Annotated in this window: 24 protein-coding genes; all 24 read right to left on the reverse strand. The window is 54.9% G+C overall.

Annotated features, from left to right (window positions below; translation table 11 throughout):
* Positions 1-241 precede the first annotated feature (241 nt).
* Positions 242-1,642: a group II intron reverse transcriptase/maturase gene (ltrA, locus tag ACZ439_RS01600; protein ID WP_054798696.1), complete on the reverse strand. Its 1,401-nt coding sequence runs from the start codon at positions 1,640-1,642 to the stop codon at positions 242-244.
* Positions 1,643-2,074: 432 nt separating this feature from the next.
* Complete coding sequence (locus ACZ439_RS01605) at positions 2,075-3,163, reverse strand: prephenate dehydrogenase (RefSeq protein ID WP_054799571.1); 1,089 nt, start codon at positions 3,161-3,163, stop codon at positions 2,075-2,077.
* Positions 3,160-4,260 carry a histidinol-phosphate transaminase gene (hisC, locus tag ACZ439_RS01610; protein ID WP_054797288.1) on the reverse strand — a complete coding sequence of 367 codons (1,101 nt, stop codon included), beginning with the start codon at positions 4,258-4,260 and terminating at the stop codon, positions 3,160-3,162. Before hisC ends, ACZ439_RS01605 begins: the two co-directional genes overlap by 4 nt.
* A 139-nt stretch (positions 4,261-4,399) precedes the next feature.
* Positions 4,400-5,209 (reverse strand): tryptophan synthase subunit alpha, encoded by an 810-nt coding sequence (trpA, locus tag ACZ439_RS01615; protein ID WP_054797265.1) that lies wholly within the window; start codon positions 5,207-5,209, stop codon positions 4,400-4,402.
* A complete protein-coding gene (gene trpB / locus ACZ439_RS01620) occupies positions 5,196-6,401 on the reverse strand; it encodes a tryptophan synthase subunit beta (RefSeq protein WP_054797266.1) in 1,206 nt (401 codons plus the stop codon). The genes trpA and trpB overlap by 14 nt, the downstream gene beginning before the upstream one ends.
* A complete protein-coding gene (locus ACZ439_RS01625) occupies positions 6,394-7,101 on the reverse strand; it encodes a phosphoribosylanthranilate isomerase (protein ID WP_464620549.1) in 708 nt (235 codons plus the stop codon). Before ACZ439_RS01625 ends, trpB begins: the two co-directional genes overlap by 8 nt.
* 7 nt (positions 7,102-7,108) lie before the next feature.
* Positions 7,109-7,918 (reverse strand): indole-3-glycerol phosphate synthase TrpC, encoded by an 810-nt coding sequence (gene trpC / locus ACZ439_RS01630; RefSeq protein ID WP_054799572.1) that lies wholly within the window; start codon positions 7,916-7,918, stop codon positions 7,109-7,111.
* Positions 7,908-8,951, reverse strand: coding sequence for an anthranilate phosphoribosyltransferase (gene trpD / locus ACZ439_RS01635; RefSeq protein ID WP_054797267.1), 1,044 nt, complete (start codon positions 8,949-8,951; stop codon positions 7,908-7,910). Before trpD ends, trpC begins: the two co-directional genes overlap by 11 nt.
* A gap of 32 nt (positions 8,952-8,983) precedes the next feature.
* Complete coding sequence (gene trpE / locus ACZ439_RS01640; protein WP_054797268.1) at positions 8,984-10,525, reverse strand: anthranilate synthase component I; 1,542 nt, start codon at positions 10,523-10,525, stop codon at positions 8,984-8,986.
* A gap of 331 nt (positions 10,526-10,856) precedes the next feature.
* Positions 10,857-11,234 (reverse strand): chorismate mutase, encoded by a 378-nt coding sequence (gene aroH / locus ACZ439_RS01645; RefSeq protein WP_127607964.1) that lies wholly within the window; start codon positions 11,232-11,234, stop codon positions 10,857-10,859.
* 4 nt (positions 11,235-11,238) lie between these two features.
* Entirely contained in the window at positions 11,239-12,336 is a 1,098-nt protein-coding gene (gene aroB / locus ACZ439_RS01650) for a 3-dehydroquinate synthase (RefSeq protein WP_054797270.1), read from the reverse strand.
* A gap of 16 nt (positions 12,337-12,352) precedes the next feature.
* Positions 12,353-13,516, reverse strand: a complete 1,164-nt coding sequence (aroC, locus tag ACZ439_RS01655; protein ID WP_054797289.1) for a chorismate synthase — start codon at positions 13,514-13,516, stop codon at positions 12,353-12,355.
* A 200-nt stretch (positions 13,517-13,716) separates the two neighbouring features.
* Positions 13,717-13,881 carry a hypothetical protein gene (locus ACZ439_RS01660; protein WP_164751817.1) on the reverse strand — a complete coding sequence of 55 codons (165 nt, stop codon included), beginning with the start codon at positions 13,879-13,881 and terminating at the stop codon, positions 13,717-13,719.
* Positions 13,882-13,971: 90 nt separating this feature from the next.
* On the reverse strand, positions 13,972-14,748 hold the full coding sequence (locus tag ACZ439_RS01665) for a CheR family methyltransferase (protein ID WP_127607962.1): 777 nt from the start codon (positions 14,746-14,748) through the stop codon (positions 13,972-13,974).
* A 21-nt stretch (positions 14,749-14,769) separates the two neighbouring features.
* Entirely contained in the window at positions 14,770-15,213 is a 444-nt protein-coding gene (gene ndk, locus ACZ439_RS01670; protein ID WP_054797271.1) for a nucleoside-diphosphate kinase, read from the reverse strand.
* 69 nt (positions 15,214-15,282) lie between these two features.
* Positions 15,283-16,257, reverse strand: coding sequence for a polyprenyl synthetase family protein (locus ACZ439_RS01675; RefSeq protein WP_464620550.1), 975 nt, complete (start codon positions 16,255-16,257; stop codon positions 15,283-15,285).
* Positions 16,254-17,117, reverse strand: a complete 864-nt coding sequence (locus tag ACZ439_RS01680) for a menaquinone biosynthesis protein (RefSeq protein WP_054799573.1) — start codon at positions 17,115-17,117, stop codon at positions 16,254-16,256. The genes ACZ439_RS01675 and ACZ439_RS01680 overlap by 4 nt, the downstream gene beginning before the upstream one ends.
* A complete protein-coding gene (locus tag ACZ439_RS01685; protein ID WP_054799574.1) occupies positions 17,077-17,709 on the reverse strand; it encodes a UbiX family flavin prenyltransferase in 633 nt (210 codons plus the stop codon). The genes ACZ439_RS01680 and ACZ439_RS01685 overlap by 41 nt, the downstream gene beginning before the upstream one ends.
* Complete coding sequence (locus tag ACZ439_RS01690; RefSeq protein WP_155614849.1) at positions 17,706-18,578, reverse strand: UbiA-like polyprenyltransferase; 873 nt, start codon at positions 18,576-18,578, stop codon at positions 17,706-17,708. Before ACZ439_RS01690 ends, ACZ439_RS01685 begins: the two co-directional genes overlap by 4 nt.
* Before the next feature lie 5 nt (positions 18,579-18,583).
* Positions 18,584-19,318 carry a demethylmenaquinone methyltransferase gene (locus tag ACZ439_RS01695; protein ID WP_464620551.1) on the reverse strand — a complete coding sequence of 245 codons (735 nt, stop codon included), beginning with the start codon at positions 19,316-19,318 and terminating at the stop codon, positions 18,584-18,586.
* A gap of 10 nt (positions 19,319-19,328) precedes the next feature.
* Entirely contained in the window at positions 19,329-20,192 is an 864-nt protein-coding gene (locus ACZ439_RS01700) for a heptaprenyl diphosphate synthase component 1 (protein ID WP_464620552.1), read from the reverse strand.
* A 107-nt stretch (positions 20,193-20,299) separates the two neighbouring features.
* Positions 20,300-20,818: a hypothetical protein gene (locus ACZ439_RS01705; RefSeq protein WP_127607998.1), complete on the reverse strand. Its 519-nt coding sequence runs from the start codon at positions 20,816-20,818 to the stop codon at positions 20,300-20,302.
* A gap of 156 nt (positions 20,819-20,974) precedes the next feature.
* Positions 20,975-21,196: a trp RNA-binding attenuation protein MtrB gene (gene mtrB / locus ACZ439_RS01710; protein WP_054799575.1), complete on the reverse strand. Its 222-nt coding sequence runs from the start codon at positions 21,194-21,196 to the stop codon at positions 20,975-20,977.
* A gap of 103 nt (positions 21,197-21,299) precedes the next feature.
* Complete coding sequence (locus tag ACZ439_RS01715) at positions 21,300-22,229, reverse strand: phosphatase PAP2 family protein (protein WP_054799576.1); 930 nt, start codon at positions 22,227-22,229, stop codon at positions 21,300-21,302.
* Positions 22,230-22,320 lie beyond the last annotated feature (91 nt).

Genomic DNA, 22,320 nt, shown 5'->3' on the forward strand with positions numbered 1-22,320 from the left:
GGCGGTTGCACACAGTGCCATTATTCGGATAGGAGTGGAGAGAAACCATACTGTACTTTTATTATATGTATCCGTTTTCATTTTGTCAACGTTTTTTTGAAAACGTTTCCTTCCCGGGTGTAACGGGTTGTTCCGGCCAGCCGGACCTCCGGGTTCCATGGCAAAATCGAGTAGGAGGCTACCCATTAGTTGAGTAGCCGACCTCTCACACCACCGTACGTACCGTTCGGTATACGGCGGTTCAACCGCTTGAGTGCAAGTTACGAAGACGCTCGTATTGGGCAGGGAAGTCATAATACCCTGCCTGTACGAGCTTTTCGTTTGTTATGGAACGAGACAGCACTGGGCTTCCGGCCACGCGCCAGTATCCCAGACGAGTATTTCCCCACTGGTAAGCCTGCCACTCCGGTATCCCCAACTTGCGCAGGTTTTGTACCTTTGTTTTCGGCTTCTTCCATTGTTTCCAGATGTACATGCGGAATCGTCTTCTCAGCCACTCGTTCCAGCTTTGCAGAATCCGTTTCATGTCAGCCACGTAGAAGTGACCGATCCAGCCGCGAATATAGACCTTTACGTCCTCCATGACCTGTCGAACATTCCTGCCTTGACTCCGACTCGTTAGTTCTTTCAGCTTCTTCTTCGCTTTTGCGAGAGATTGTGAATGAACACGGATATATATCCCGCTTCCGTTCTTCCCCAGAGCAAAGCCAAGGAATTTGAAATGTTTCCGAGCCACTACGCTGACGACCTTGCTTTTCTGCGCATTCAGTTTGAGTTTTAGCTTGTTCTCCAAGTACGCCCTACAGGATTCCAGAAGCCGCGTTGCTGCCCGTTTGCTCTTCGCCAGCACGACGATGTCATCCGCATAGCGTATGACCACTACGCCTCGGCGTTTCATCTCCTGATCAAACTCGTTCAGGTAGATATTGGCGAGTAGCGGCGATAGCGGGCCGCCTTGCGGTGAACCTTCTTCGGTCTCACGTCGCACTCCGTTTTCCATGACTCCGCTTTTGAGATACTTCTTAATCAGATCGGTTACTCGCTTGTCACGGATTTGCTTGCGCAGCAAGTTCATCAGCAGTTCGTGGTTCAAGGTGTCGAAATACTTCGAGAGGTCGATTTCTACGGCATAGCCGTGCCCCTGCTCCGTATAAGCTTTCACGTTCTGGATCGCTTGCTGCGCACTCCGTCCGGGGCGGTAGCCATAGCTACCCTCCGAGAAAAGCGGTTCGAACAGCGGTTGCAACTGTTGGGCAATGGCTTGCTGGATCACACGGTCCACTACGGTGGGAATGCCAAGTTTTCGCACTCCGCTTCCATCCGGTTTGGGGATTTCCTTGCGCCGCACAGGGCTTGGCCTGTATCTTCCTTCCCGAATGCTTTGCAAGAGTTCGTCTCTATGTTCCCGCAACCACGGTAGTGCCGCCTCGACGGTCATTCCGTCGATTCCTGGCGCTCCGTGATTGCTTTTGACCCGCTTGTAGGCTCTGTTTAGGTTGTCCCTGCCCAGTATCCTCTCCAGCAGGTCTGTTGCACTGTCTCTTTCTCTGCTTTCCCGAGCTCCGATACTCCGCGCTCCTGCATACTCTTCGTGTTCCACACTATCCCTTTGCGGGCAGCCCTTTCGGTATTCTGCTTTCATCGTATCGGTTCTCCTTCCTGCATGTACTTGAGGCTTACGATTGTTCGGCCCTTCCCGAAAAAAAAAATTTCCGGTAGTATGGCCTCTGCTGACTTCTCACAGCAAGCTTTACTCCGCCTTTCGAATGGTCTACTTGACGTCTGTGAGATCTCCCCGGGTAAGAGCGATAACTTTCCCCTCATCCATCTGCCACATCTACATGATGAGATTCGGGCAGTATTGGACTTCGCTTTGTACTGCAAGCTCGTCCGCCTCATCATGCCTTCTATGTGATTTCTGTTCGTCAGACCGAGGGTTTGCCTCCGGCTTCCTTCAGATTCCGCCTCGCGGCGGACACCCTTGCCTTTGGCTAACAGTTCCTACTGCCAAGCCTGTAGCGGACTTTCACCGCCAAGTTATCGCCCATGCCGGGCGCACAGCCAAGAAAAAAGACTACACGTGAACCGCGTAGTCTTTCTTCAACAGCTCGAGCGCCTTGTCCATATCGGCTTCCTCGCGGAAGGATAATCGCAGTACGCCCGGCACGTCTTCCCGGCTTTCAATGATTTGAATATTGCTCAGGTTTACCCGATGACTGCCGAGCTGCGTTGTGATTTGACCGATCACGCCCGGATGGTCGGGGACGTCGACATAAATCTCGTAGAAGGAATGAATAACGCCTTTACGCCGCTCCGGAAGCCCGTTACGGAATGCCCCCGCACGCTGGAACTCCCGTTCGATTCCCGGCCCGTCCTCCTGCTCGATGAGCCGTATGAACCCAGCGATCTCCTTGTTCCAATCCTTCAGCAGCTGCAGCACGACTCCTTTATTATTGAGTAAAATGTCGCGCCAAATGATCGGATCGCTCGAAGCGATCCGCGTAATGTCGCGAAATCCGCCTGCCGCCAAAATTTGGTACAGCTCGTTCGATTCATTGTAACGCGCAATCTGATTGACCAGCGCCACCGCTATAATATGCGGCAGATGGCTGATCGCGCCGACGATCTCGTCATGCAGCACCGGATCCACCTTAACCAAATGCGCGCGCGTATGCTGCAGCAGCTCGGCCAGCCGATCGTAGGCGGCTTCCGGTGTAGAAGGATCCGGCGTCAGCACGTAGAATGCGTTCTCGAACAAGCGGGAGCTCGCCGCCTCGACGCCGGACTTTTCTTTACCTGCCATCGGGTGGCCGCCGATAAAGTGGGCACCGCTGAATTGCAGCGCGGCCGCGCATGACGCAACCGACGCTTTGGTGCTGCCGACGTCGGTGATGATGCAGCCCGGCTTCAGCGGAAGCTTCGCAAGCCGGTGCAAATATTCTTCCAGCTTGCCGACGGGGACGCACAAAAAGATGAAATCGGCGTCCAACGCCGCCTCTTCCAGCGAGGTCGTCGCATAATCGACAACCTCGCGTTTTAAATATTTCTCGATAGAGCCAGGGTTGTTGGAATGACCCACGACTTGCAGTCCGGGCTTCCCTTTGAAGGAAAGCGCCAAAGAGCCGCCGATCAAGCCTACCCCGAATATGGCGATTCTCGTCATGAAACCGCCACTTCACGGAGCGCCAGCTTAAGCGCGTCTACAAACTTGTCGTTCTGTTCTTCGCTGCCTACCGTTACCCGGATCATGGTCGGATAACCCCAGCTCGGGTCATGGCGGACAATGATACCTTGGCGCAGAAGGCTTTGGAATACGTCATTCCCCGGACGCTTGACATCAACCATAATGAAGTTGCCGTTCGCGTCGAAATACGGCAGGCCCATTTCATCGAAGGCAGCGGTCAGCTGCGCAATGCCCTTGGCGTTTGCGTCACGGCAAAATTCGATGAACGCTTTATCTTTCACCGCAGCCAGCGCCGCTTTCTGCGCGTAGCTCGTCGTATTGAACGGCTCGCGCACTTGATTGACGGAACGGATGACGTCCGGGTGACCGACGCCATATCCGATCCGCAGCGAAGCCAGGCCGAATATTTTGGAGAACGTGCGCAGCACGACGATGTTTTTATACTTATTCAGCAGCGCGATGCTGTCCGGAAATTGTCCGTTTACCGTGTATTCGACGTAAGCTTCATCGAGCACAACCATCACATGATCCGGAACGGCATCCAAGAACGAAACGATTTCTTGCTCGTTCAGTATCGTCCCTGTCGGATTGTTCGGATTACAAATCCAGACGATCTTCGTACGCTCGTTCACCTTCGCCAGCATCGCTCCGAGGTCGTGCTTCCCGTCCGCATCGACGGAAACCTCGATCACGGTCGCCCCCTCCACCTCGGCATTATGCTTGTACTGCGGGAATGTAGGGAAAGCGGCAATGGTCTCGTCCTGCGGCGTCAGGAACGCACGGGCGATCATCAGAATAACTTCGTCCGAGCCTGCGCCGAAAATGATTTGGTTCGGCTGCACGCCGAGCTCGGCCGCTACCGCTTGAGTCAACTCGACGGCTCCGCCGTCGGGATAAATGCTCGTTTGTTCGACGGCGGCAATAATCGCTTCCTTCGCTTTCGGCGAGCAGCCGAACGGATTTTCGTTGGACGCGAGCTTAATGACCTCGGTCAGACCGAGCTCCCGCTTCACTTCGTCAATCGGTTTGCCCGGTTGATAGACGGGAAGATGCATAATATTTTGTTTAGGCTTCACTTCGTAAGTCACCTCATCGATCATAATCCGAACTGGGACCAGTTCCCTATCAATTCTCTCATAACTGCGGCTAAATGTTAAGCATTATATAAAGGCTCACCGGCATTGCCGTTTACGAAGCAGGCCCATCGGGTTTCGTTTATTCGATCAAGGCTTTGACGAAATTGCGAATTTGCAAGAGTCCTTCCGATTTGGCGTTCGGATCGGTAAGCTGAGGCAGCGCCTCTTCGATCTGCCGGACCAACGCGCTGCCGACGACGATACCGTCGCAAACCCCTGAGAAACGCTTAAACTGCTCGTTGTTCGAAATGCCGAAGCCGATGGCGACCGGCAAATCGGTCGAAGCCTTCACCGTGCTCAGGAACTCGTCGATCCCCGTATGGAACTCCGTGCGCGTGCCCGTCACCCCAAGCGACGATACGCAGTAGACGAAGCCGCTTGCGCGGGAAACGATTCGCTGTACGCGTTCTTTGGACGTCGGGGCGACAAGCGGTATCAAGTGGATGCCATACTGCGCGGCCATCGCACGCACCTCCTCGTCCTCCTCCATCGGCAGGTCGGGGATGATCAAACCGCTGATATCGCTCTCCTGCAGCAGCGGGAATATGCGTTCGAGCCCGGTTTGCAATACCGGATTAAAATAGGTGAACAAGATGAACGGCAGCTCGCAGCCTTCGCTGCGCGCCTGTTTCGCCACCTGAATGCAGTCGAGAATGGAGATGCGGCCGCCTTGCAGCGCGCGCAGCGAGGAGCGTTGAATGACAGGTCCGTCCGCTAGCGGATCGGAATACGGAACGCCCAGCTCCACCATGTCCGCTCCCGCTTCCTCCAATGTTTTGACGATATCGACGGACGTCCGCAAATCCGGATCGCCGACCGAGATGAACGGAATAAACCCGGACTGCTTCTTCTCACGCAATTCGGCAAACTTCTGGTCAATGCGATTCATGCGCGTTCCCTCCCAAATAGGACATGATCGCCTCAACGTCCTTGTCACCGCGTCCGGACAAGCTTACGACAATGATCTGATCTTTGCCGAGCTGCGGTGCGCGTTTGATCGTCTCGGCAATGGCGTGCGCGCTCTCGAGCGCCGGGATGATGCCTTCCGTACGGCTGAGCAGCTGCAAGGCGTCCAGCGCTTCCTGATCGGAAATCGGTACGTACTCGGCGCGCCCGGTATCCTTCAAGTGCGAATGCTCCGGACCGATGCCCGGATAATCGAGACCCGCGGAGATCGAATGCGCTTCCTGCACCTGGCCATACTCGTCCTGCAGCAAATAACTGTACGAGCCTTGGAAGACCCCCTTCGTCCCGCGCGTCATCGTTGCGGCATGCTTCTCCGTCTCTACCCCGTGCCCGGCGGCTTCCACGCCGACCAAACGCACGTTCTCATCTCCGATGAACGGATAGAACATACCGATTGCGTTGCTGCCTCCGCCTACCGCGGCAATGACCATATCCGGCAGACGTCCTTCCAGCTCAAGAATTTGTTTGCGCGATTCGTCTCCGATGATCCGTTGGAAATCGCGCACCATAAGCGGATAAGGATGAGGTCCAGTGGCCGAGCCCAAAATGTAGTACGTATCGTCAACGTGGCTTACCCAGTAACGCAGTGTTTCGTTGCAAGCGTCCTTCAGGGTGCGCGTCCCCGAAGTGACGGGCACGACTTCAGTGCCCAGCAGGTTCATCCGGAACACGTTGAGCTGCTGACGCTTAATGTCCTCTTCGCCCATGAACACCTTGCATTCGAAGCCGAATAAGGCGGCAACCGTTGCCGTCGCGACGCCGTGCTGGCCTGCGCCCGTCTCGGCGATAATTTTCGTTTTGCCCATCCATTTGGCGAGCAGCCCTTGTCCTAGGGCGTTGTTGATTTTGTGCGCGCCCGTATGGTTCAAATCTTCGCGCTTCAAATAAATTTTGGCGCCGCCAAGCTGCTCGGACAAGCGTCCGGCATAATAAAGCGACGTCGGACGGCCGGAATAACGATGCAGCCAGTAGTGAAGCTCTTCTTTGAACTTGTCTTCCTTCGTATACGTTTTGAAGGCTTGCTCCAGCTCGATCAACGCATTCATCAGCGTTTCCGGGACGTAGCGTCCCCCGAATTTACCGAAGCGGCCATGCTCATCAGGACCGTTAAACAATCGATTTCACCCTTTCGACGAACGTCTTTATTTTCATCAGATCTTTGGCCCCGTCGGTTTCCACCCCGCTGGAAACGTCAACCCCGTCGGGATGGTAAGCGTCCAGCAGGCTGCCCACGTTATCCGGCCGCAAGCCTCCGGCCACGAGCAGCGAAATTCCCGCTTCGCGGCTCCACGCCAGATAGGACGGAATGACATGCCAGGCGAACGTCTTGCCCGAACCGCCGCCGTATAAGGGATCGAGCGTATCGAGCAAAATCCCGTCTATCGTCCCGAGATAAGGGTTAAAGCGATCGGCTATCGCCGAAACATCCGGCCCTGCCCCGGACGGTCCGTCCCCCGCTGCCGCGGCTTCATGCGGCAAAGAGAAGGCCTTTATCACTTTCACGCCGGGGTAGCGCTCCTTCACCGTGCGGCAGTAGTCGGGCGTTTCTTGCCCGTGCAGCTGCAGCACGTCAAGCGGCGCCTCCCGGAGTACGGCATCCAATTCCTCCAGCGCCGGATTGACGAACACGCCGGCCGCTTTCACGCGCCTCTCCGGGCTGGCTTCCCGCATCGCGGCGATCATCGCGCCCGCCTGCGCCGCGCTCACCTGCCGTTTGCTTCGGGCAAACACGAAGCCGACGTAGTCGACGGGGAGCCTGGCCACCTCGGCAGCCAAATCCGGCGTTTGCAGCCCGCATATTTTCACCAAGGCCATCTTCCGCTCACTCCTTGGACAACGCAGCGCCGCTCAGCGGGCCCATCAAGCCGTGCACCGCTTCCGTTACGTCGGGCTGACGCATGAAATATTCACCGACCAGCACCGCATGGGCGCCTGCCGATTGCAGCCGGCCGATTTCGGCCGCCTGCATAATGCCGCTTTCGCTGACGACCGTCACACCGCTCGGAATATAGCCAACGAGCTCTTCCGTCGTCCCAAGGTCGGTGACGAACGTTTGCAAGTTCCGGTTGTTGATGCCGACCATCGATGGCCCAAGCGTCAGCACGCGATCCAGCTCCTCGCGGTCGTGCACCTCAATCAAGACATCCAGTCCGATCGAACGGGCAATCGCCTGGAAGTCGCGCAATTGCTCCGTCGTCAGAATGGCCGCAATCAATAAGATCGCGTCCGCTCCGATGCAGCGTGCTTCGTAAATTTGCAGCGGGTCGATCGTAAAATCCTTGCGCAGCAGCGGTACGTTCACCGCCTGCCGAACGCGGCTCAAATAATCGTTTGCGCCTTGAAAGTACGGCGCGTCGGTCAATACGGAGATGCAATCCGCTCCCGCCGCTTCATAGGCTTGCGCCAAACCGACAGGATCGAAGTCCTCGCGGATCAACCCCTTGGAAGGCGAGGCCTTCTTCACTTCCGCGATAAGCCCCATCGGGCGTCTCCGGCCCGTACTTAACGCGCGCTCGAACCCGGCGCACGGCGCCAGACCGGCGATCTGCTTCTCCATTTCGGCGATCGTTACCGATTCCTTTAATAAAGCGACCTCTTCGCGTTTCGTCGCAACGATTCGATCAAGAAACATGGCTCACGTCTCCCGTAAATTGAACTAGTTGGTCCAGCTTCAGCTTGGCCGCGCCGCTGTCTATCGCCGCTGCAGCCAGCTCTACCCCATGGCGGAGCGAGTCGGCTTTGCCGGTTACATAGAAACAAGCTCCGGCGTTAGCCAGCACGATATCCCGGCATGCGCCCCGGCTGCCGGATACGATATCGCGGATAATGCCCGCATTCGTCTTCGCGTCTCCGCCGACAACATCTTTCATCTTATAACGAGACAGCCCCAGCTCTTCAGGCGTCACTTCAAACGTGCGAATGTCGCCGTCTTTCAACTCGGTCACCTGTGTCGCGTCGGAGACGCTGATTTCATCGAGACCGTCCAGGCTGGCGACGACCAAAGCGCGCTTCACGCCAAGCGCCTGCATGACGTGGGCGATCGTTTCCGTCTTGCCGCGGTCGAATATCCCAAGCACCTGCCGGTCCGCCCCGGCCGGGTTCGTCAGGGGCCCGAGCAGATTGAAGACGGTACGGAAGCCCAGCTCCCGGCGCGGTCCGGCAACATGCTTCATCGATTGGTGATAAAGCTGCGCGAACATAAAGCAAATACCGACGCGCTCCAGGCACAAAGCCGCCTGCTCCTGATTCAATTGAATGTTGACGCCGAGCGCCTCCAGCACGTCCGCGCTGCCGCTCTTGCTGGACATCGCACGATTGCCGTGTTTCGCTACGCGGATGCCGCCGGCCGCCGCTACGATCGCCGCTGTCGTCGAGATGTTGAACGTATCGGCACCGTCCCCGCCTGTCCCGCACGTATCGAGCAGATTCGTCTGCCCGGTTTGCACGCGGTTCGATTTGGCGCGCATCGTCTCGGCAAAGCCGGCAATTTCCTCGATCGTTTCGCCTTTTATCCGCAGTGCGGTCAGCAGCGCCCCGATCTGTGTCGCCGTGGCTTCGCCTTCCATGATGACGTCCATCACATCGCGCGCTTCCGCTCTCGTCAAATGCTGCAAGCCGATCATCTTTTGGATCGCTTGCTGCACCGTCAATGTCGCCGTTTCCATCCTCGTATCCGCTCCTCTCAGCTTCGCTCGCCTTACTCGTAATAATCGTGATTGATCAATGCAAACTCGCGCGCTTCCGGCGCAAATACCGCTTCCGCCACACGAATCGATTTCAGCATGCCCATCGCTTTATTGACCGTCTCCTGGTATTCGCTCTCCGGTACGGAATCCCACACGATTCCCGCACCCGTCTGTACGTAAGCTTTGCCGTTCTTGAAAATAATCGTGCGAATCGTAATGCACGTATCCAAATTGCCGGAAAAGCCAAGATACCCGATCGCTCCGGCGTAAGCTCCGCGGGCTTCATTCTCCAGCTCGGCGATGATTTCCATCGCGCGCAGCTTCGGCGCGCCGGAGACGGTACCGGCCGGCAGGCAGGAGATGAACGCGTCGTAGAAATCTTTATCCTTGGCCATTTTCCCGGTAACGTTCGAAACGATATGCATAACGTGCGAGTAACGCTCAATTTGCATGAAGGTATCGCATGTGACCGAACCGAACTCGGACACGCGTCCGATGTCGTTCCGACCGAGATCGACCAGCATCAAGTGCTCCGCGCGTTCCTTCTCGTCGGCAAGCAGCTCTTGTTCGAGCGCCAGGTCCTGCTCCGGCGTCTTGCCGCGCGGCCGCGTGCCGGCAATCGGACGCGTCTCCACCTTGTCATCTTCGACGCGGACGAGAAGCTCGGGGGAGGTGCCGACGATGACCTCGTCGTCCATTTTCAACACGTACATGTAGGGCGACGGATTCATCGTCCGCAGAATGCGATACACTTGAAGAGGCGATACTTTCGTTTCGATTTCGAACCGCTGGGACAGCACCACCTGGAAAATGTCGCCGGCGCGAATGTATTCTTTCGCCTGGTTCACGTTCGAGATAAACTGTTCCTTCGTCAAGTTCGACTTGATTTCGCCAAGCTCGACTTCGTCGGGAATCGCCCGGTGCGACATCGAGAGCGCCGGCAGCGGCCGGCGAAGCCGCTCGATCGTTGCCTCGATTTTCGCGCAGGTCGCTTCATACGCGGCCATAATATCGGCATCGGTGCCATGCTGCGGCACGTGAACGTTGGCGATAACCTTCAGCTGTTGTTTGAAGTGATCGAATACGATAACCTGATCGCAGAACATGAATTCGATGTCGTTCATCTGCATATCGTCGTGACGATGCTTCGGCAGCTTCTCATAATACTGCAGCAGATCGTAACCGAAGAAGCCGACCGCACCGCCGGTGAAGCGCGGCAAATCCGGCAGCGAAGGGCTGCGGAAGCCGCGAAGATAGCCTTTCAGCACTTCGAGCGGCTTCTCCTGCACGGTTTTCGTCCCTTCCGGCCCTTCGATCACCGTTTCACCGTGCTTCGCACGAATCATCATGAACGGATCCGTTCCGATGAACGAATAACGCGCCCACTTCACACCGCCCTCCACGCTTTCCAGAAGGAACGAACGCCGTTCTTCGTAAAAGTGCTGGAACACGCGGATCGGCGTCTCCGTGTCGGCCATTAACGTGCGGGCCACAGGGATCAAGTTATACTCTTTCGCGAGACGGATGACCTCTTTGGCTTCCGGTGTGTACATCGCTTCATCTCTCCTCTACTCGTCTTCCACTCATCTTGGACAAAACTTGTGCCGTTAGATGCAAAATAAAAAGCCTCTACGCGAACGTAGAGGCGGTATTCAGCAGGTTTCGATGCATAAAAAGCGAACCACGGTACGCGAACGAAAACAAGCAAGGAAAGAGCCTAATGAAAACTCATCAGGTCTGTCTGCAACTGGGCGCTCCGCTTCGGTCGCATGATTCATTACGCTAGGACTCGACTCATCTCTGCTAAACTCGGCTATACTCTACTCGGCTCGTCTGCACCCGGCGACTCTCACCGGCTGATTACTTTCAACTATACTACCTCAATTATGATTTTGTCAATTTGGATAAGTCCGGACGCAAACGCATCGCATTTTTCAAATAAACGTGTTTTACTTCATCCTGTTTCTTGTCCGTGTTGATCATCACCATCAAGCGGATACATTTGGGCAGGGCGCCCTCCACCGGAATTTCCACCGAGCACATCAACGGAACAAGCTCCCAGCCTTCCATTTGACGTATCGTGCGCGCCGGGAACGTAGCTGTCAAGTCTTGCGTAACGGTGACGAACACGCTGGCAATCTCATCCGGAACGATGCCGTTCTCGAGGATGATTTGATTCAGCAACTCGTTCGTTGCCGACAAAATTTCTTTCTCATCGTTATGCTCCACCGTAATCGCACCGCGAACTCCCCGTACAAACATGCCGTCAAGCCTCCTGTTTTAGGCGATCCACGATGTCTCGAACGAGATCCGCAGATACGTTTTTGTTAATTTCCACTTTGCCGATTTCGGTTGGGACAATATAGACCATCTTGCCTTCGTTAAACTTTTTATCGTGCATCATTGCGCGCATAATGGCATCCGTATCGAAATGCGCCGGAATCCGCGTCGGCAAGCCGAATTTGCGGAAAATGCGCTCGGTCGTCGTATACACGGACTCGGGGTTGCCGAGCCGCACGGATAACATGGCCGCGCCGACCATCCCGATCGAGATCGCCTCCCCGTGTAGCAGCTCATTGTATCCGGCTACCGCTTCCAGCGCATGTCCGATCGTATGGCCAAGGTTCAAAATCGCCCGCAGGTCGTTCTCCCGCTCGTCCTGGGACACGACCGCGGCTTTGACGCTGCATCCCTTGTACAAGCCGTATTGCAGCGCTTCCGGGTCTAAGCCGACGAGACGATCGGCATTGTCCTCGCACCATGCGGTAAACTCGGCATCCCAGATCAAGCCGTGCTTGATCATCTCGGACAAACCCGAACGAACGTCGCGATCCGGAAGCGTTCCCAACGTTGTCGTATCGTATAATACGAGCTCCGGCTGGTGGAACGCACCGATAATATTTTTGGCGAGCGGATGGTTGACCGCCACTTTACCGCCGACGCTGCTGTCATGGGCCAGAATAGTCGTCGGGATTTGCACGAAGCGAATGCCGCGCATATAACTGGCCGCCACAAATCCGGCCAAATCGCCGACGACGCCTCCGCCCAGCGCGATGATCGTCGACTTGCGGTCCAAACCCGCCTGCAGACAAGTCGTCACAACGTCTTCGAGCACTCGCAGCGACTTCGACTTCTCGCCGGAAGCGACGGTATGAACAGCCGTTCGAAAGCCGTCCTGCTCCAGACGTTGTTGAACCGCAGCCAAATGATGCTTGGCTACATGAGAGTCCGTAACGACTAACAGCGGAGACGCTTTGGAAATCCCGTGTTTCGTTAAATAAACGGCAATATCTTGGAGCAGCCCTTGCCCGATATAGATCGGATACGATCTGTCTCCGAGGTCCACTGTAAGCTCTCTGATCATTCTCCGACTCACCTGCTTAGTAGCTCTTGATCTGCGCCAAGTAGCTGTTATAGTTGTTGCGGATTTCCTCCAGCGAATCACCGCCGAATTTCTCCATGAACGCGCTCGCCACTTCCCAGGCGACAACGTTCTCCAGAATCACGCCGGCCGCCGGCACCGCGCACGTATCCGAGCGCTCGACCTGCGCCGTGAACGCTTCTTTCGAATCGATGTCGACACTCTGCAGCGCCTTGTACAACGTGGAGATCGGCTTCATCACGGCGCGTACGACGATCGGTTCGCCGGTTGTCATCCCGCCTTCGAAACCTCCGGCGCGGTTGGTTGCGCGGTAAAAGCCGCGGCCTTCCTCGAACATGATTTCGTCATGCACCGTGGAACCCCGACGTTCGGCCGCTTTAAAGCCGATGCCGAATTCGACGCCTTTGAACGCTTGTATCGATAGCACAGCCTGCGCAATCCGGCCGTCCAGCTTGCGGTCCCATTGCACGTGGCTGCCGAGACCGGCAGGTACTCCCTCGATGATGCACTCGATCACACCGCCGAGCGTGTCCCCATCATTCTTGGCCGCATCGATCGCGGCGATCATCCGCGCTTCCGCTTCCTTGTCGGTGACGCGAACCGGCGACTCCTCGGTGATGCGGATCAGCTCGTCAATCGGCAGTTCCTGGCGTTTCACTTCGACTTCGCCGATGCGGATCACTTGTCCGGCCACCTTAATGCCGAACTCCTTCAGCAGCTCGCGGGCCATCCCGCCTACCGCCACGCGCATCGTCGTTTCGCGCGCGCTGGAGCGCTCCAGGATGTTGCGCAAATCGCGCTGGTTGTATTTCAGGCCGCCGTTCAAATCGGCGTGACCCGGGCGCGGGCGGTTCACGCGGCGTTTCGTTTCGTCGTTGCCTTCGATCGGCTCTATGTTCATCACGGACGTCCAATGCTTCCAATCGTTGTTCTCGACGACAAGGGCAATCGGCGCTCCGGTCGTTTTGCCGTGGCGTACGCCGCCGACGATGTTCGCCGTATCCTTCTCGATTTGCATTCGGCGACCGCGGCCGTACCCCTTCTGCCTGCGGGCCAATTGGAAGTTGACCGCTTCAAAATCGATATTGATGTTGCTCGGAAATCCTTCAATGATAGCCGTCAGCTGCGGCCCATGCGTTTCTCCTGCTGTTAAATATCTCACGTGCTTTTCCCCTTTCGTTCCACGAAAAAGCGCTAAAGTGCGCATATCGGACGCTTTAGCGCTTTTATGTACTCCATTCCTTTGCCTAATTATAGTATAGGCTTGTCCCTTTGACAAGGAAATGCGGATACAAAAAATGCGCCGCCTGCGAGGAATCTCCCCCGGGCTAGCGCATGATGCCGCCTGCTTGTCCTGCCTTCTCAGCCGTTAACCGATTTCTTGCGAAGCGGCCGGCCGCCTTCCTTGCTTTTCGGATCGTCGACCATACCCATAATTTGCGGCGAATCGATTCCGAGAATTTGCGCGCATTCCTGCATGGTAATAATCCCCCGCCTATAGGCGGTGATCACTTTTCGCTTGTCCATTCGAGCCCTCCTGCTGCCGCCAGGCAATCCGCCTCAGACGCATTATATTCCTAGTATGGGATCGAATGGAAAGCTTTATTCACGTACGGGTTACACTTTGCGATAAAAGAACGTTTCCGCCGACTCCATCCCGTATTGACCCGGGTTGAAAATTTGCTCCGTACTGCCGACGAACAAGATGCCCCCCGGTTTCAGCGCGTTCGCAAATTTCTGATACAACAAATGCTTCGCTTCTTCCGTGAAATAAATCATGACGTTGCGGCAGATGATCAAATCGAAATTCGTCTCGAACGGATCGGTCAGCAAATTCCCCTTTTGAAACCTAATGCCTCGTTTCAAGGAATCGACGATATGGAACGTCAGGTTGTCCTGTTTGTAATATTGCTGCAAATATTTCGCCGGCACGTCGCGAACCGAGCGGTCGGAATAAACCGCCTGCTTCGCTTTGTCCAGCGCGCCTTCGTCGATATCGGTGGCGATGACGGTGCTGTCCGACAATGCGTTCTGCATATCCAGAATCATCGCCAGCGTATAAGGCTCCTCGCCGGTCGAGCAGGCGGCGCTCCAGCATTTCAGCCTGCGCGTTTTCTTCAGCATCTCCGGCAAGAAGCGCTGCTCGAGCACTTCCCAGCGGTTCGGATTGCGCCAAAACTCCGACACGTTGATCGTCATCCGATCCAAAAACTCGTAAAACAACGCCTTGTCCTTCGTCATAGCATCGAAGAAAGCCGCGAACGTAGGGTAGCCCTTTTTCATCCGCAGGGTAGTGAGACGGCGCTTCATCTGGGCTTCCTTATACTGCGCCAAGTCGATGGATGTATAATCCTTCACTTTTTTGATGAATAAAAGGAAATCTTGGTCTTCCATCCCGTCAACTCCACCTCGTGTTTAAATCCACTTCTGAACGGCTTTCGTATAAGCTACGATTTCATCCGGGCGGAAGAAGTTGCCGATCTCGCGCTCCGCGCTTTCCGGAGAGTCCGAGCCATGAATTAAGTTTAATCGCGTATGTACGGAATAATCGGCGCGAATCGTGCCCGGCGCCGCTTCCAGCGCATCGGTTTTGCCGATCAGGCTGCGGGACAACGCGATCGCGCGGTCGCCCTGCCATACCATCGCAAACACCGGCCCGGACGTGATGAATTGAATTAACGGTTCGTAAAAGTCTTTCCCGCGATGCTCCGCGTAATGCGTCGCCGCTTGCTCCGGGCTCACCTGCAGCAGCTTCGCGGCTATCAGTTGAAGCCCTTTTTGCTCAAAGCGCTTCACAATTTCCCCAATCAATCCGCGCTCGATTCCGTCCGGCTTGATCATCAAAAACGTTCTCTCCATCCTAACCCTCTCCTCTCGATTGTTAAGCTGCGTCCTACCTGAGCTTCGCCCTTCCTTCGGTCCTTTGCTTCAATAGGTGCGGTTTCCTACGAAATGCGCAATGCCGACTAAATCCTTCTTCGCCTGAATGTCGGGCAATTCCTGCAAAACCCCGATCGCTTTATCGATATATTTCGAAGCGAGCGCTTCCGCGCGTGAAATGCCTTCGCTCTGCCGAATCATATCGAGAAAACGGCTGACATCCGTCTGACCGTCGCAAGCTTGAATTCTCGCCAACTCCTGCAGAAGATCAGGCCGGAGCTCCGGATTTTGCAGCGCGAAAATGACCGGGATCGTAATGTTGCCCTGCTTAATGTCGCTGCCCGGCGGCTTGCCGAGTTCTTTCTCGGTGCCGCACAAATCGAGCAGATCGTCGCGCACCTGGTAGGCCATGCCGGTGAAATAGCCGAACTTGTACAACAGTTTCGCCGTACGATCGGGCGCTTCCGCAGCCATCGCGCCAAGCTGGCAGCTGATCGCCAGCAATAAGGCCGTCTTCCGCTTGATGCGCAGCAAATAGTCGCGTACCGTCTGCTCGGTGTGATAGAAAAAACGGATTTGTTCCATTTCGCCGATGCTCATCTCGACAAGCGCCTTGGACATAATCTGATGGATAGCCGGATTGGCCAGCTTCGTCACGATGCTGAGCGCTTTGGCGAATATATAGTCGCCGGTGTACATTGCAATCCGGTTGTCCCATTTGGAACGAACGGTCAATTGACCGCGCCGCGTGCTGGCGTCGTCGATCACATCGTCATGGACGAGCGAAGCCATATGAATCAGCTCAAGCGGGACTGCGACTTGCTTGATCCGTTCCAGATCGTACGTGCCGAACTTGCCGCCGAGAAGCACGAAGACGGGCCGTATCCGCTTTCCGCCCGCTTTGAGCAAGTGCAGCGAAGCGTCGCGCAGCAGCGGATGATCGACGTCGATACTTCGTTCCAGCTCTTTTTCGATAACGTTGATATCTTTTTTTAATTTAGCGTATAAATCCAACAGTTTCATTCCGTCACCCGTGCTACCGAAGTATCTTCCCATAATTGCAGCGGAACTTCGTGATCCAGAAATCCGAGCTCCGCCGCATATTGAAAGTAAAGCTGCAGCCCGGCCCACTGCTTGGGTCCGAACTCATAACTAAGATTGGAGAAATAGTGATGCCAGTACTCGGAAGTGCCCCCGATCGCAAGCTGGGCTTCCCGAACGAGCGGAGTTAAGTCGGCGAGCGACTTGCGCTTGCTTTCCAGGAATGCTTCATAGATGGAGCGCACCAGTTCCGGCTGTTCTTCCACCGTCTTCTTACGGATGGCACACACGGCGAACGACATCCATTGTCCCGTAAGGCGAGTCCACTCGGCTCCCAGGTCGGTCACGTAATAGCCGCAGTCTTCCCAACTCGAACGAATCGCATGATCCCCGATCAAGAGGCCCGCGTCGGCCAGTTTCATCATCGTTTCCAAGATCGGAGCCTCATACACGTACACGGGTTCCACTTGATAAAACTTCTTAAGGATGATTTTCAACAAATTCACCGAAGAAGCCGAGGTTGTGGGCAGCGCAACGGTCACGCCGTCCAGCTGTTCGAGCGGCTTGCGGTGGAACAGCAGGATCGAATGCACGTGGCTGTACGCGCTGACCGACATGTCCGGAAACAGCAAACAATCGGCTGCCTGCTGGCCGTAGGCGAACGACGAAATCGGGCCGATGTCGATCTCCCCTCTAGCCATCGCCTGGTTCAGCTGCGTCGGCACCTGCTGCATCACTTCCACTTGATTCCCGAAAGCGTCCAAAGGAAAATAATGAAATAACGGCCAAACGTTCGTGAAATCAATTCGGCCGATCCGGATCGGCCTGCGGTTTATCGTCATGTGGCATACCCCATCTTTTGTACAATTGATGTTCGATCTCCATGCCGTCCAGCACTTTGCCTACAATAAAGTCGACCATATCGTCCATGCTCTGAGGGCCCTGATAAAAAGCGGGCATCGCCGGCAATATGCGTACCCCGAGGCGGGCCAGCTTCAGCATATTTTCCAAGTGAATGGCATGCAGCGGCGTTTCGCGAGGAACCAGAATCAGCTTTCGCCCTTCTTTCAGCATGACGTCTGCCGTCCGTTCCAGCAGGTTGTCCGATGCTCCGCTTGCAATCCCTGCCAAGGTGCCCATCGAGCAGGGGACGACCACCATCCCTTTCGTCAGGAAGGAACCGCTGGCCGTCTTCCCGCCGATATCCTGGTTGGGCGCATATTCAAGCGTTCCGGGCAGCTCCGCGAATTGCCGGTTCAGCGTGTCCAGCCGTTTCGAAGCATCCCAGCCGAGTTCTTCCTTCAATACCCGCCAACCGGCATCGGTTACTATCAAATGCACCGTTTCCCCTTGCGAAAGCAGAAAACGGCATAACCGTACGCCGTAAATCGCACCGCTGGCGCCCGTGATGCCGATAACCCAAGGCTTGCTCATGCCGTATGCACCACCAAATCAATGAACGTAAAGGCGAACATAACCATGCTTAAAGCGCTGTTCATCGTGAAGAATGCCGTGTTCACGCGGGTTAAATCGTTCGGTTTGACAATGAAATGTTCATAGAACAATAACCCGAACGAAACCACGACGCCGAGTAAATAAACCCATGTCAGCTCGGTTAAGAAAAACAGGCTTAACAAGCCTACGGCGGTAATGACATGGAACAAGCGCGCCAAAACCAATGCTTTCGGTATGCCGAACCGGCTCGGAATCGAATGAAGTCCTTCTTTCCGGTCGAACTCCGTGTCCTGGCAAGCGTAGATCACGTCAAATCCGGCCAGCCAAAACATGATGGCGATGTAGAAGACGATAGCCGTCAGCGTGATCTCACCGGTGACCGCCACCCAGCCCCCGAGCGGCGCCAGCGCAATCGCCATGCCCAGAAACAAGTGACAAGCCCACGTAAAGCGCTTCGTATACGAATAAAACACCAGGAAGAATACGGCAATCGGAAGCAGCTTCATACAAATCGGGTTTAACTGTGCGGCCGCTATGAACAACAGGACGAACGAGAGAATAATAAAAATGATGGCTTCTTTCGAAGAGATCAGTCCTGCCGGAATGGCCCGCATGGCCGTACGCGGGTTGCGTGCGTCAAACACTTTGTCGATCACTCGGTTTAATCCCATCGCAGCGCTTCGCGCTCCGACCATCGCCAGCAAAATCCAGCCGATTTGGCCCCACGACGGAAGCTGCTGAAATTTCACGACCGAGCCGAGCAGCGCGCCCATGAATGCAAAGGGCAGTGCGAACAGCGTATGCTCGATCTTGATCATATCCATAAATATTCGGGTCTTTCTCCACATGTTGTTCAATCTCCCTCGGATCGTGCTGCCCCCTGCGGTTTCAGGCCGATATGCAGAGCCGCAATTCCCCCCGTAAGGGGATAGGCTTGAACGTCGGTTAACCCGGTTGAGCGGAAAATTTCCGCGAGCCGCTTATGATCCGGAAAGTGGATAAGCGATTCGGGCAGCCACTTGTATTGGTCGTAACGCTTGGCAATCAGCTTGCCGAGCAGGGGGAGAACCTGCTGAAAGTAAAAATAATAAATCGATTTAAACGGTTGCCATGTCGGCTTGGACAGCTCCAAAGAAACGACCATACCGCCCGGCTTGACGACCCGCTGCATCTCCTCGATCACTTTCACCAGATCAGGTACGTTGCGCAGCGCAAAGCCGATCGTCGCATAATCGAACGTATTGTCCTTGAAAGGCAGCTCCATGGCATTGCCCCGAACCAAGCGAATTTGCTTGTCCAAACCGATCCGCTTGATCTTGTCCGCGCCGACGTCGAGCATATTTTGACTGAAGTCGAGTCCGACTATCGAGCCGGTACCGCTCGCTTCCGCCAGACTGATCGTCCAGTCGCATGTCCCGCAGCATAAGTCGATCGCCGTGCTTCCCGGCTTTACGTTCATCTTGCGCATCGTAAAATTCCGCCAAGCCTTATGCCGGCGAAAGCTTAAGATGTCGTTCATCAAATCGTACTTGGGCGCAATGCTTTCAAATACGGAATGAACGAATTGTTCTTTCGTTTTGCCTTCCATCCTTGTCACCTCAAACTTCTTGTGTCGCCCTAGGCGCGTTCAAGAACGAACGGAATGTCTCGCCGATCGCTTGCAATTCCTTGCCCCACTTGTCGGTTTCTACCGTTTGCAGTTTGTCCTGCAGCTCCTTCATACAGCCTTCCAGCAGTTGATAGAGCTGTGGCGTCACCTTGTATTTGATCCAAATCGATCGCAGCTTCGCGGGATCCGGCTCGTCCGTCTGCAGCAATTTCTTCTCTTCCTTCGTCCCCCATTGCAGCACATGCCAAAAACCCCAGCTCTCCCGGTATTGCTGGGATGATTCGGAACGAATAATTTCCTGAAGCAGCACTTCGCAGCGCGTAAACAATCGCAGCAGATCGGCCCACATCGGATAGACGCCTTCGGCAAATAAAGCCTTGAACGATAAGAACAACTGGGTCTTCACATCGACCGATTGCTCGATGTAATCGTCGGCCGACAATTTAAACTGCTTCATAAGCAGGTAGGAATTCATCTTTAACCGGTTCGCTTCGCAGATCGCGCGCGAGATGATGCCGATTAAATCAATATGCCCCGCGTGAGAAAGCAAGTAATAAAAACGGCTGCTGAAATAGTCGCCGGCCAGCACCTTCAATTGACGCGACCTGGCCGACTTTATTTCTTTGTCGTCGTTGGTGATACTGACCGTATCGTGAGTGTCCAAGCCTAGCTGCACGAGACTTGTCACTAGCGTATAGAGCTCGCTGTAACCGGCAAGCGAGCTATGATTGTTCAAGAATGCGTACAACAGCCGCGCGCGCAATTCCGGAAAAACCGGCAAATCCGTATGCTGCCGGATCATGTCGTGCTCGATGTATGGTTTGGCGATTTCCGGTATCCGGTATGAATTCATATGTAAGCCTCCGAACCTTGCGTTAAATCCAGTTCCTTTAATCCAAATTATTATAGCATAAACGGAATCGTTTCGCATATTCACAACCGGCCGAAAAAATGACGGCTTCAGCTCTTCTGAAAAACGCGTTCCTGCCACTTCGGCGTATAGGTCATCCGGTAATGCGAATCGAGATAAGACTGAATCTCCTCGGCTCCCCTCGGGACGATTCTCGGCTCGCCTGCCAGCCATTTATCGCGGCGCGCGTCCGTGGCGACCAGCAGCTGCGGACTTCCCTGCGTTATCGATCCGTCGAGGACGCGGACAAGCACCTGATTGACGTTGTTCGAAGCCGAGAACATTGTTCTTGGAATTTCATATAAATCCTGCATCAAATCGGCGGAAGCCGTCGACTTCACGGCGAGCAGATCGATCGATACGATGCTGTGGCTCACTTCAACACGCCGAATACGCAAGTGCAGCGGCATCTTGGCGACGACATCTACGATATTCGACTCCGAGACGTTCACCGGTTTCTCCGTACGAAATACGCCAGCGCTTTCGTCCAGCTTCATGACGTATGATAAACCGACGGCAACAGCTGCAGCAACGATAGTCATCATAACAAAACGGGGGATCCATTTCATCACGGCTCGTTCCTCCTTAGGAAGGTAGACGACCGGCTGACGCTGCGCGCCTATAGGACGCTTGCAACGGAGTCCAGCTGCCGCTTGACCCATGGCCTGTCTGTTATCATTGTACAACGAAAAAAAGCAGGCTATGCCTGCGCCTTCGAAGAAAAATTATTCCTGCGTGTCGATCGTGCCGTATTTCGTGAGAACGACCGCCTTGCCGCGGATCTTGACGGCTGACGTATGATCGGTAAATTGGGCGATCATCACCTCGCCTTTGTCCAGCTTTTCCGTATGATGAAACCGGGTATCCTGCCCGCGTGTCAACCCGATCACCTGCACACCGTTCTCTTTCGCTTTCACGATGAAATAGTCGTTTTGGTTCGTTTCCATCCCGCACGCTCCTTCAGCCCCACTATAGATAAGTTTAATCATGCAAAAAAAAAGCGGCGCTGTCAACCGCCGTTGTCCGCGGCCCGCTATGAGAACCGCCCGATCAGGCGGCTGCGGACTCGCTCACGTACGCTTTGGCTTTACGGTTGTAAGATCGCTTGATTCGCTCCGGCACGAGCTTAATCGCGAGCTTGATGAAGAAGTCGGCCAGCTTCACGGTGCCGTAAGCAAACGCCATCCCGGCGAGAACGTCAAGCACCCAATGAATTTGCAGGTACATCGTCGAGAAGATGATGGCGGAGCAGTACGTCACCATCATATATTTGAAGATGCGATCCTTCTCCCGAAGCGCAAGCAGGAGCATCGCAAACGAGATCGATGTGTGCATGCTCGGAAAGCAGTTCATAACATTGACCAGCAGATCGTTTTCGGTTGCGAACTGGCGGCCCAGCAAATCCGGTTGTCCCTTCACCCACCATACCTCGCGAAGCAAGATCAGGTTGTAGAACGGCAGGATCAGCGGGAACTGCAGCAGATGGCCCGATAATGCGTACGACATCATCTTCTTCACGCTCTTGGTCCAGTAGCTGCGAACGATGCAGATCCATAGCGACAGCACAAACCCGTAATTATAAACCCATACCATCGCCCGATCCAACAACGGATGGGTGAACGTGCGGGCCCAGCCTCCGCTGTTCAGCGGTATCGCGTTCATCTCGTCGTCCCAATTCCAGGGATGACGGTTATTCTCGAACATCCAGTTGGCGATTTTCCACCACAATCCGTTTCCGGAGCCGTAAAAGTAATATAAGATGCCAAGCAGCGGAATGCCGATCACGAAAAATCGTTTCCAATCGACATCGATTTGGTCTTTGCGCACCCCCATCAAACAAATGAGAAGCAGGATCCAGCATTCCGTGGTCCAATTGCCGACGACACCGATCCGCCAGACAAGAAAGATGGAAGCTAATATCCCGTACATCGTCCAATCGTTGGACCGGAGCCATCTTGTCCATAGATTCGTCTCTTTCAACTCTATAACCCCTTTTCCGTGAACAAATCCAGATCAGTATAGCAAATCTGCTGCGGGAATGCGTCATCAAATTATTGCATCATAAAAAACA

It is taken from the genome of Paenibacillus sp. JCM 9796 (genome assembly GCF_055379675.1).